The 10580-nt window shown below is 41.9% G+C and carries 11 protein-coding genes and 1 riboswitch; of the genes, 1 reads left to right on the plus strand and 10 read right to left on the minus strand.

The window, feature by feature from the left end; all coding sequences use genetic code 11:
- Positions 1 to 109 precede the first annotated feature (109 nt).
- From QZV31_RS12540 to QZV31_RS12585, 10 genes are all read right to left on the minus strand, one after another.
- The gene (locus tag QZV31_RS12540) at positions 110 to 1144 is read right to left on the minus strand and encodes a tetratricopeptide repeat protein (RefSeq protein WP_295361242.1); all 1035 of its coding nucleotides are present in this window, start codon (positions 1142 to 1144) and stop codon (positions 110 to 112) included.
- A gap of 8 nt (positions 1145 to 1152) precedes the next feature.
- Positions 1153 to 1329 (minus strand): hypothetical protein, encoded by a 177-nt coding sequence (locus tag QZV31_RS12545; RefSeq protein WP_295361245.1) that lies wholly within the window; start codon positions 1327 to 1329, stop codon positions 1153 to 1155.
- A 21-nt stretch (positions 1330 to 1350) separates the two neighbouring features.
- A complete protein-coding gene (locus tag QZV31_RS12550) occupies positions 1351 to 2298 on the minus strand; it encodes a hypothetical protein (RefSeq protein ID WP_295361248.1) in 948 nt (315 codons plus the stop codon).
- Between the two features lie 53 nt (positions 2299 to 2351).
- The gene (locus QZV31_RS12555) at positions 2352 to 2624 is read right to left on the minus strand and encodes a hypothetical protein (protein WP_295361250.1); all 273 of its coding nucleotides are present in this window, start codon (positions 2622 to 2624) and stop codon (positions 2352 to 2354) included.
- A gap of 190 nt (positions 2625 to 2814) precedes the next feature.
- A riboswitch (SAM riboswitch) is annotated at positions 2815 to 2899 on the minus strand.
- Positions 2900 to 3266: 367 nt separating this feature from the next.
- Positions 3267 to 3932, minus strand: a complete 666-nt coding sequence (locus QZV31_RS12560) for a WG repeat-containing protein (RefSeq protein WP_295361252.1) — start codon at positions 3930 to 3932, stop codon at positions 3267 to 3269.
- A gap of 351 nt (positions 3933 to 4283) precedes the next feature.
- On the minus strand, positions 4284 to 5111 hold the full coding sequence (locus QZV31_RS12565) for a hypothetical protein (protein ID WP_295361255.1): 828 nt from the start codon (positions 5109 to 5111) through the stop codon (positions 4284 to 4286).
- A gap of 69 nt (positions 5112 to 5180) precedes the next feature.
- The gene (locus QZV31_RS12570; protein WP_295361257.1) at positions 5181 to 6236 is read right to left on the minus strand and encodes a hypothetical protein; all 1056 of its coding nucleotides are present in this window, start codon (positions 6234 to 6236) and stop codon (positions 5181 to 5183) included.
- Positions 6237 to 6734: 498 nt separating this feature from the next.
- On the minus strand, positions 6735 to 7937 hold the full coding sequence (locus QZV31_RS12575; RefSeq protein ID WP_295361260.1) for an RtcB family protein: 1203 nt from the start codon (positions 7935 to 7937) through the stop codon (positions 6735 to 6737).
- 359 nt (positions 7938 to 8296) lie between these two features.
- Positions 8297 to 9379 carry a macro domain-containing protein gene (locus QZV31_RS12580; protein ID WP_295361263.1) on the minus strand — a complete coding sequence of 361 codons (1083 nt, stop codon included), beginning with the start codon at positions 9377 to 9379 and terminating at the stop codon, positions 8297 to 8299.
- Positions 9380 to 9450: 71 nt separating this feature from the next.
- A complete protein-coding gene (locus QZV31_RS12585) occupies positions 9451 to 9687 on the minus strand; it encodes a hypothetical protein (protein ID WP_295361265.1) in 237 nt (78 codons plus the stop codon).
- Between the two features lie 444 nt (positions 9688 to 10131).
- Here QZV31_RS12585 and QZV31_RS12590 point away from each other — a divergent pair, with 444 nt between their 5' ends.
- Complete coding sequence (locus QZV31_RS12590) at positions 10132 to 10371, plus strand: hypothetical protein (RefSeq protein WP_093730264.1); 240 nt, start codon at positions 10132 to 10134, stop codon at positions 10369 to 10371.
- Positions 10372 to 10580 lie beyond the last annotated feature (209 nt).

Genomic DNA, 10580 nt, shown 5'->3' on the forward strand with positions numbered 1-10580 from the left:
TAATGAAATTATAGCATATAAAACATTCAAAAGGACAATGAAACATTGTTTAAAAACGAAATTTAAGAACCTATTTTGCAATGAGTTTTTCATTCAAACTTCAATCGTACTATTTTACATTTTTTTCCATCTTACTGATAAAGTCATCCATGCGCTCATGTTCCTGCTTTATCTGATAGTAATCTTCATCCGTAAAATTTGGTTTATTCAGTTTCTGTATCCTGTTCCAATACTCATCCCGTGTTTTGATAAGACTGCTTTTTAGCTTCGGGTCGGTTACCTTCGCAATCATTTCGTTCAGCCTTTTATACCGGTTACTCCTATCGAACAGGGTTTTCATATTAAAAATCCAGGATCTAAAATATACCCCTTTCTTTGTCCAGTATGCTGCTTTTTCTGAATCCTGCGGAACGCCCAACCCTTTTTCATACATTTCCCCTAACCTGGTTTGAGCGCATTTTATATCGTGTTCGGCAGCAATTTTGTACCACTTTGCAGCCTCAACATAATCCTGCGGGACACCGTTGCCCTTATCATATAGCTCTGCAAGATTAGCCGCACCTGCCGGAATACCCTGTTCGGCAACCTTTCTGTACCACTCCGCTGCCTTAACATAATCCTGTCCGGTTTCTTTGCCGATCTCATACATATACCCTAAATTAAGCTGGGCAGTTGTGCATCCATTTCTGGCTGCTTTTTCATACAGTTCCATAGCTTTGGCAGGATCTTTAGGCACGCCGTATCCTTGTCTGTACAGAAAAGCCAAATTGTTCTGTGCGCTTGCATCCCCCTGTTCCACAGCTTTTTCATACCATTCAGCTGCTTTGGCAGCATTGTATTCCACACCTTTGCCAAGCTCATACATTTTTGCCAAATTATATTGGGCAAGCGCATACCCCTGCTCAGCTGCTTTTCTGAACCATTCTGCAGCTTTAACATAATCTTTCTTTACACCTTGACCGTTCTCGTACATAACGCCTAAATAATTTTGGGCATCTGCGTCTCCCTGTTCCGCAAGCCTGCCGAATATCTCGGCAGCTTTGCGGTAATCTATTTTAACGCCTGTCCCATGATAGTAATTTTTGCCCATTTCTAAATTATAATCACGGTTATCACAGGTTTTCATATTTTTATTCTCTTTCATATTCTGCGTTATTCCTCCTTTTTCGCAATATTGAGGATTTCCTCTAGTTTCGACTCCGAGTGGATGCAGTACAGGGCCAGTTCAGACCCGCAATTCCGGTACGCCTTGTCGTACTTATTTTTCTGACGCGATGTCGTAGTAATCTCCTTCGTGCTTTCCAAAGTCAATTGCTTGTCCAGTTCCATTTTGTTTTGCTCCTTTTAGTCTCACATCTTCTTTATTAATTTATGCGCTTTCTTATACTGTTTTTTACAATACGCCTGCACCTTTGCGTCGATGCTTTCTTCTGTGTCGTTCTCTTCCAATAAAATGGGGCACTTTTTGCGGATTTCTTCAATATCGGGAATCATCCCTCCAAAGCAACCGGCATGACCGTCATAGTCGTACTCAACAAGATAACTTTCCGGATCGTAGCTGAACCAGAAATCCAGTCCGTTATCAATATTCCATATCCTGTCCTCTTCTTCACTCAACAGACTTCCGTCGTTGTAGCCGTACCACAGGCACGGATACATTTCGGTGCCGTCCTCATCGATCCAGCTCCCTCTTCTGTTTGGCGCTGGCCACCGGGTAACATCTTCAATCCGTTCCGAGCCTTTCTGCAACCCGACGTGCCAGCCGGTTTCTTCAACAAATTTATCCAGCGCGGTTTCAATATATTCGTCCGTGGAGTCAAACAGGCCACATTCCATCAAGGTTTCTTTAATTCTGTCTAAACTGATATATTCTTCGATATTGATTTCATGTGTCTCCAGTACTGTCCCGTCTTCCGCGATGCAGTCCAGGTAGACTTTGACGTCTTCGTTCAGGGGAAGATCGGCATCCCCGAATTCCGACGTCCGTACTTCACCGTACCAGAAATGTCCCTGCGCGGCTACGTCGTCTTCCGTGTAATGGACGCCTAAAAGTTCGTTATAATCCAGCTCGCTGTATAACGTGTCACTGATCTTGTCCTGTAAGTCGTATAACACGTCTTCAATTGAGAATTCATAATCATCTTCCTTGTCGCAATCAATCTCCGGATTTTCCATCTCCTCCCTGAATTCACAGCCTGGATAATCACAGTACAGGACAAATTTTGTGGGAATCTTTTTCTGTTCTTTGTCTTCGTGATTTCCATTCATGTTTTTGGATTTATCTGTGATCTTTTTCATAACGAATCCTCCTCGTACCATTAATCTTTTTTTCGGTTTTCTGCTTTTGTATTTTAGTCTTCATCAGGAAGGTTGTGTACGTTTCTGACCTTCGCCCTATATTCAAGCAGTTTCATATGCAGTTGCTCTTTTATCTCCGGATCCGTTTCGTTGTCCCATGCTTTTCTTAGTTTCTGATAATCGGAATCTTTCTGTAATATCGAGTTCAATCGCCAGTTCTTCGGTGGCCTGAATCCAAAATAAATTTGTGCGGTAGGTCTGGTTTCTTTCGGATATGTTTTCACTGTCAAATCTAATTTGCTTTCTTTTTTCTTCTGTTCTACCAATTGTGTTCCACCTTTCGTTTTACTCATCTTGTTATCAGATTATGTTTTGTATCCGGTTTTATATCATGAAATATTTTTTTCCTATCCGCTCCTTTCCTTCATCACCGGGCAAAAGAAATAGCCCATCATGGTGACGGGCTGTATGTAAAAACAAAAGCCCATCGGAATGATGGGCTGAATTCTCAACATCCCATCATACAAGCTTTAGCACCTTGCCCTGTAGGCAGGTTGCTGTGCGGTCACCGAGCTTGTCTCTCGCGCACTCTTTATGGTCAATTGGGTTCACTTATGAAATTATTTTGGGGAACATTTTTCATTCCTTACTACAGTTATATTATATCACAACTTTTAATTCTTGTGTTCGCTTTTACGGCGACAAATACTATTCTTTTTTACAAAGCTGATTGTGATATTCCTTTCTTCCTATTTCCATTTTATCTAACAGGTTACCTTCATAATCAAAGTATTCATATCCTCCGAATTCAATATTATTCTTCCTGACAAGAACTAGAAACTCTGCATACTCGCTTTCATCATTTTTAATATCATCATAATCGGAAAGCTGGGGATAATAAGCTTGTATATGTTCTTCAAACAGGAAAATAACACCAAACTTACATGGAATAAAAAACCGATCTTGCTCTAAAGAGTATACACCATAAAAAAATAAAATACATCAGTCCCTGCGACAAGTACCTTTCTATTCATGTCAATGTTGGTATAATCAATATCTGCAAACTTTGGTTTTAATAAGACGGTTCCATCAATCTTCATCAGACCGTATAAACCATTATCTTCTTCCTGATAGACTACCATGTTATAGTCAGTATATTGTATAACTGCATATTGGCAGGGAATTGTTTCCGTTCCGGTATGATCCAGAGCACCCCAACGCGGTTTCCCGTCAATCATTTTTGCAACAACATAATATTCTTCTTCGCATTCAGAACCGTAAGGGCCTATCGCATACACGTACTGCGGCTCAATCACCACGTTCCCTTCTGTGTCTATAAACCCCCATTTACCGGCTTCAGGGTCATCCATCCAGTATGGACCATCATCCGGCCACGGATAGGCAAGCCGCTGGGCGTTAAATGGACAAAGCCCGGTACCGTAGAAAAAAAGTTCAAACTTTTCCGTAGTATCCACCACAACTTCTTTTCCGCTTGCTGTAAGGAAATGCGGGTTGCGGTCAGTGGGCTTCGTGATGTCCTTACATCCTCTGAGATATTTCTCAACCCATTCTTTATCCATTTCTTCATCCCACTCTTCATCCGATAAAGGTCTTGATTCCTGATAGTCTGCCATCAGTTTACTCCTTTTACATCATACTTTAGATGGAAACACTTCTGTTCATAAAGCAGAGCAGAGCCGCCCTGCCGGAGACTTTACAAGTCTTGATGAAGCAGACGACGGTCCTGCTCTAAATCCGACGCAGCTCGTTTATCGAGCAAGTACGCCGGAGTTGACAGCAAGTGGACGACCGGTCAAAATCGATATCAAGCGTACCGAAAACCGGAAATAGGTCCACCGCTGTCAAAGGCTTCTTTCAATTCATTATTGTTCCTCCCATTATTACTATAGCACATTTTTTTATGGTCGTGGTCGCCATCATGGCGACATTTTTAGATGGTTTCCAAGCCCCAACTATATAAAATATTATTCGTTAAGTATATCCTCAAGGACTCCATCCAAATCATAGTATGCCGATGCAATCTCTTTGAAGGATTTCGTTACATGGTTATTATTGCAGTCTACGTAATCCACATTGCAAAAATCTATCCATCCCGAGAACTTCAATCCGTTACCATCATCAAACCGCAAAATAATATTTTTGACAAAATCGGTTTGGCCCTCTGCCGGATTCCAGGGCTGAAAATAGTTTTCCCGTTCACTGAGGTCACAGATATGTAGTTCTACTGCTGTGATAGTTCTCCCTATACAATCCTTAAAGAATGCCGAAGCATCTATATTAGGAAAATTAGTACCTGCTTTAATGTCCCAGGGAATACGGTTCATGCTTACCCGGTGTTCTCCATCGGTTTCTTCCAGCATTTCCAACACATCCCCATCCTCAAAGCGAATCAATAAGGGTTCATCTATTTCAGCATAGATACCGATGGGTGCTTCATAATCTATTATCTGTTCCGCGTCATCTGTTTCTTTTAACAGCAGAGATTCGAGATGATAACTTTGCAGACAATAGTTCAAGCCGACCAGTTTGAGATCTGCAATCTTTCGTCCTTCCAACTTAAAAGAATCCAGCCTTTTCTTCAATTCAACTGGAGAGAACAGAATCGGTGCAGACCATGTGTGGCGAGAAAACACGCTATTTTCATAACAGTCGTAATGTGTTTTTATTTCGCTTTCTTGATCCTGTGCTACTGTTTTTGTTATGTGATATTCTGACGGTACTCCCCCACACGTTATTGGCTGTTTCGGAACGTTCTTCGTAGTATAAAGATTTTTAAAATGTTTTTTCTTCATTCACACCCACATCCTTACCTATTTTTGATGATCTCCGAACCAAACTTACCGCATCACTGTTTCACTTCTTTATAAACCGCTGACTCTCATAAGTTCATCTTCTTTTAAAACAAGAAGCGTCCAGTCTTTCATATCCTTTATCTGTCTCTGATACTTTTCTCTTTCACTTCCGTTTGCAATCTCAATACACTCTCGCATCAAATCAGCCACATATATATATTGTTCCCTGTTAAACCTATCCTTCAAACCTGTAATTTTCCGTTGAACCGTAAAATCAAGCACTTCTTCCAGACTCTTCAAGCAAAGTATTTTTTCGGCAGTTTCTATAATTTGATACCACTGTTTACAGGTAAATTCGTAATGGGCATGGTCATCAAAAACTTTCCCTGTAGAAAACGTAATCGCTTCCCGAAAAAAATAGAAATCGGTGTCAGCTATATATAAACATGTCGAACCATTCCCGGGGCTAACGGCTATTAATCCACCATCTTCTTCCTCATACTTTCTTTTGAAAAAGAAACAGGGGCATTGAGAAACAAACCCGCAGGTTTTATCTTTATGATATTCATCCCAGGCTTCTTTGGAATACATTTCTGTCTTAGAAGGGGCAACAAGTGTTGTTTGCTGTGCATCCGTCTCTTTATCAGTTTCCATATCCAGCCATTTATACAGTTTTAATAATTCTTTACGATACTGTTTTTTATCAAAATGATAAGCACGCATGCCGGAATAGTCCCACAAATCGCTGTAACACGGATCGGTTTTAAACGGATTATAGAATCCTGACCATGTAACAATATCTTCAGTTTCTGTAATTTTTACATGTAGGGGCCAGCAACCAAAACAGCCGCACCCGCAATCCAAAATCCTTGGCTCACAGTAATCGTCCGAATCGATGTCCTGAACTTCTGTCAGCTCATCAAACAACTCCCAAACTCTTGTCCATACGTAATTTCCTGCCCTCCCCGCTTCTCCATTCTTTGTAGCACTTGGCAGTTCACCTTCCTCGGCAATATCAATAAAGCTTTTTCCATTAACGTATATAGCCGCCACATTGCTTGGTTCACGGTCTGGTCCAAACGTAAATTGCGTTAATTTGAATTCAATTATGTCTAATGGTTGCATACTTCTTACCCCATTTCAATCTATAGCTCAATCAAATAAGATCTTGTCTTTGGCATGTAGTTTTGTTATAATTGTCCAGGGCCTTGATGGTGTGCCGTTAATAGCGGTTTTGAACACACTGTCAGGGTTTCCTTTTTTTATAAATTAGTCCTTCCCGGCACACAAAACCGGATAACAAACCCGGGGGCCGTGAAGGACTGTTTTCAGCAAATGGTTTACTGGCACTGGCTCCGCACGAGCCGTCGACCGAAAACTCATTGCTGAAATTGATTTTTTTATTAGTCCTTCACAGCTCGGTACACCTGCTTCCAATGCAGGGACTGCCGTGAAGGACTGTTTTCAGACCGCTGCTGTTTTAATACAGCTACACGGTTTTGCCTTTTATAATAGAGCCGCGGCGTACCAGCCCGGGACGAACCCTGCATGATTACTATAGCATATTTTTTTGTGCCCGTGGTCGCCATGATGGCGACATTTTTAGATGAACCCTAATGTCTCTTACTTTTCTGCAGCTTTAAAATTGTAAATTGGTTTTAAAATATCAACTACATCTACCGTTTCTTTTAACGTGGCAAGAATGTCATTCACACTCTTGTATGCCATCGGCGCTTCGTCCAGCGTTTCCTCCACCACGGTCGTGGAATAGATTCCTTCCATGGCTTTTTTGTATTCTTCCATGTTAAGGTTATGGAACGCTTCTCTCCGGGACATCAGCCGTCCGGCACCGTGAGGCGCGGAATTATTCCATTCCGGATTGCTCTTACCGATACCCAGGATGCAGCCATCCCTCATGTTCATCGGAATCAGAACCCGCTCGCCTTTGGGTGCCGCAATGGCTCCTTTCCGCAGAATCATTTCATCCACATTGATGTAGTTGTGGATGGTGGTAAACTGATCAACCACAGTAAAGCCGCACATTTCAATGATTTTCTGCGCAATCATGTTCCGGTTCTCGTTCGCAAACTGCTGGCACAGGACGATATCGTGCAGGTAATCATCCATGTATTTGCCATACAGGTAGCAAAGGTCATCAGGAACACCTTTATCTTTTCTTTCCAGCTTCAGCTGTTTCAAAGCTGCCTGTATCTCTCTCTTCCGTCCTTCTGCTTTCAGTGTACGAATGATTTCTGCCGATTTTTCCGGATATTCATCCTTACCATGGTTTAAATCAATGGCCATCTTCTGGTAATAGTTTGCAACCTGTAATCCCAGATTCCGACTCCCGGTGTGAATGATCAGATACAGTTCCCCATCAGAACCCCGATCCATTTCAATGAAGTGATTCCCTCCGCCCAGCGTTCCCAGGCTCAGCCCCAGATATGTTTTGTGTCTCAGCCGTTCATAGCAACGGAACCGGGTCAGGTCAAAATCTTTCTGCTTCTCTTCCCACACATTAAATCCGGAAGGAACTGCGTGTGCCGCGGCATCCAGTTTTTCAAAATTAATATCCTTCTCCTTAATATGGGTGGTCAGCATGCCGCAGCCAATATCTACACCAACCAGGTTAGGAACAATTTTATCCACGATGGTCATGGTGGTACCGATCGTGCATCCCGTCCCTACATGAACGTCCGGCATGATCCGGACTTTGCTGTTTTCCATAAACTGGCAGTCAAGCATCCGCCGAATCTGTTCCACCGCCCCAACATCAATTACATTTGCATAGCAAATTGCAGTTCCAAATTTTCCTTTTATTTCCATTTTTATCCTCAAGCAAACCTATTTGAAACGTATGAAACCAAAATACAAGCAAGCAATTAAAATGCCAACTATTGCAATATCTAGAAAAACGATACCGAAATTTCCACTTATCAGACACCAGACAAGTGCGCCAAAAAATAATCCGGGCATGAACGCTGCGCTTATAGCCTGTGCCATTCTATTCTTTTTTGCTTTTGTATAAGTGTATATTCCGACTGCTATAGCAACCACTGGAATGAGCAAAATTTCCATTTTTTCTCACGCACCCAATTTTATTCATTTGCTTACTAATTGTTCCCGCTTGCATGATTACTATAGCACATTAATTCATGTCCGTGGTCGCCATGATAGCGACATTTTTAAATAGTCTCCAAGCCCCAGCTTTCTAAAATATTGTTTACTTCCTCTACGGAACGCATATCGTTCGTAATGCAATATTTAATTAAAATATCGGTAATCATACTGCGCGACAGGGCAAACCCCGCAGCGTTTAACAGGTCTTCTGTTTCCTCTTCATTCAGTTTCAGCGCCAGGGCAAAACGCACCACTGTATATTTTCTGGGGTGGTACTCCGGATCGCTCTGGATTTTGGAAAACAGTTTCCGGTCATAGCCGGCTTCGCTGTAAACCATAGGCGCAGTCATATTTTTTGCATCTATGTAACGCAATAACTTTTTTGTAAAAGGATCTTCAGGAACAAATTCATTTTTGTCTGGCAGTTCCTTCTCCTTAGGACGTACGTAGCGTAAAGAGTAACGTACGTTGGCGCCTTGCGGAAAAACGGTCAGCGTTGCGCCATCAGGCATCATAATTTCCCGGGGATATTCTGCTTTTTCCGGAAGATACGGTTTCGCACCTTCTGCAAGCCGCAGCATTTCTATTTTTTCCTCTTCCAGCTGATGATTCGTATTGACATACTCCGCCACTATGTTAAACATGGCAGCAGCCCTTTCAGACTCTGCGTTATATCGCAAATCCCAGACATAAAGCACCAGAAGAATATCTAACGCCATTTGTTTTTCGGTAAGGCAATACTGGCAGGTGTCATACGCAATCTGTAGCGCTTTGCCGAAGGGAAAATCGGAAATTCCGTTGCAGATGACAGGAATCGCAATCTTCCGGCAGTGGTACTTTGCTGCCAGTTCCAAAGAACGCAGATAGCAGGCTGCCAGCCATTTTTCTTCCTGTTCGTTGCCATCCCTCCACAGTGGAGCCACTGTGTGAATAATATAGTTGGCAGGCAGATTGAAACCGGGCGTCAGCTTTGCTCCGCCTACCGGACACGCCCCGATCGTTCCGCTGTATTCTTTTAATTCAGGCCCTGCAGCTCTATGAATGGCATAATTCACTAAGCCGCCGTCCTTCAGTTCATAATTAATTACGTTAACGACCGCATCCGCCTGCAGTGTGGTAACATCACCAATAATAAAGTCCACGCCCATAACGTCCTCCCAAAAACATTTATATTATCGTTGCAATCTAACTTTTACTAATATTATACTCCCATTTAAATTTATCCAATAATAAGCATGCCAATTACAAACAGTAAGCACAAGATTAAGACAGGAATACCAATGCCGCAGACAGCAGCACATATCACGCCAACAATCACATTCATAGCTTCGCAGAATTTTTCCGCCAAATTTGACGTCTTGCCCGTGATTAAATTGTAAACGATGTCAATAAAGCCCAGCAGCAGCATAAATAAAAGTACTGCAATAAACAGCAGAATTATATAAACGATTATCATGGCTTGCCCCCTTTTCTTTGGTTCCCCCTTGGCCCCCTTATTTGCTTATTTGCTTATTTGCTTGACCTACTTTAATTTTATAACTTTGCCAGTCCGTTTGTACGGACTTTGAGAAACGCCGCGCACGCCAGTCGCTGTGTGGGTTTCAGAAATTTATGTTTTTTTACGCACAAAATCTCCAGACGCGCCTGGCGATTTTTTTACCAAACTGTCATTGACAGTTTCAATCGTAGTGCTATAATAACACTTGTGTCGTATTGCCACATCAGACGCATCCATTGTTTTGTGGTGTTCAGACGCATGATGATATTAAAACCAGGGTGCATTTCTGTATCCGTGCTTTTTTCAAAAATGACCTTGACGAGCACTGGTTAAGAGTTTCGGTAAACAGTAAAAATAGCAGCCGCTGTGTTTTTTTTAATCTTGAAGAAGGAGGTACCGGAATTGAAGAAAAACCCGAAAGCTCTTCTGCTTACCAGCCGTAATATTGATTACGATGATTGCGAGTATGAAGTTTCCGGCATTTCGTATTACTATATCATTCCCGCCGGCAAACTAAAAGAACAACAGATCGAATTCAAAAATGAAGTCGCCGACGACGAACTATTACTTATAATCTTTTTTAAGGATGGATCGTATAAAGTCTTTTCTTTGGTCAGATATAACATGAGTTTCTTATACTAAAAGCAAAAAAGGATGCTGAGCAATAATCGTTCAGCATCCTTTGTTTTTTATCATGGTATTTATTTTTTTTTCGCTGCTTTCCTTCGTAGTCTTACTGTGCAAAATTGGGATTTACCATTAAACCCTCAATAGCGTGATTCTAAATTTCTACATTCGCCAGGGTCTTTCGCTCCGCCCGCAACATGTTTGAGGTCGCCGTCTTTCAGTTC

It is taken from the genome of uncultured Succiniclasticum sp., from assembly GCF_902793885.1.
Taxonomy (GTDB): Bacteria; Bacillota; Negativicutes; order Acidaminococcales; family Acidaminococcaceae; genus Succiniclasticum.

Excerpts from the sequence above, each read along its gene's own strand:
- QZV31_RS12540 (WP_295361242.1), bottom strand. The coding sequence starts at position 1,144 with ATGAAAGAGAATAAAAATATGAAAACCTGTGATAACCGTGATTATAAT.
- QZV31_RS12565 (WP_295361255.1), bottom strand. The coding sequence starts at position 5,111 with ATGAAGAAAAAACATTTTAAAAATCTTTATACTACGAAGAACGTTCCG.
- QZV31_RS12560 (WP_295361252.1), bottom strand. The coding sequence starts at position 3,932 with ATGGCAGACTATCAGGAATCAAGACCTTTATCGGATGAAGAGTGGGAT.
- QZV31_RS12550 (WP_295361248.1), bottom strand. The coding sequence starts at position 2,298 with ATGAAAAAGATCACAGATAAATCCAAAAACATGAATGGAAATCACGAA.
- QZV31_RS12575 (WP_295361260.1), bottom strand. The coding sequence starts at position 7,937 with ATGGAAATAAAAGGAAAATTTGGAACTGCAATTTGCTATGCAAATGTA.
- QZV31_RS12545 (WP_295361245.1), bottom strand. The coding sequence starts at position 1,329 with ATGGAACTGGACAAGCAATTGACTTTGGAAAGCACGAAGGAGATTACT.
- QZV31_RS12570 (WP_295361257.1), bottom strand. The coding sequence starts at position 6,236 with ATGCAACCATTAGACATAATTGAATTCAAATTAACGCAATTTACGTTT.
- QZV31_RS12585 (WP_295361265.1), bottom strand. The coding sequence starts at position 9,687 with ATGATAATCGTTTATATAATTCTGCTGTTTATTGCAGTACTTTTATTT.
- QZV31_RS12580 (WP_295361263.1), bottom strand. The coding sequence starts at position 9,379 with ATGGGCGTGGACTTTATTATTGGTGATGTTACCACACTGCAGGCGGAT.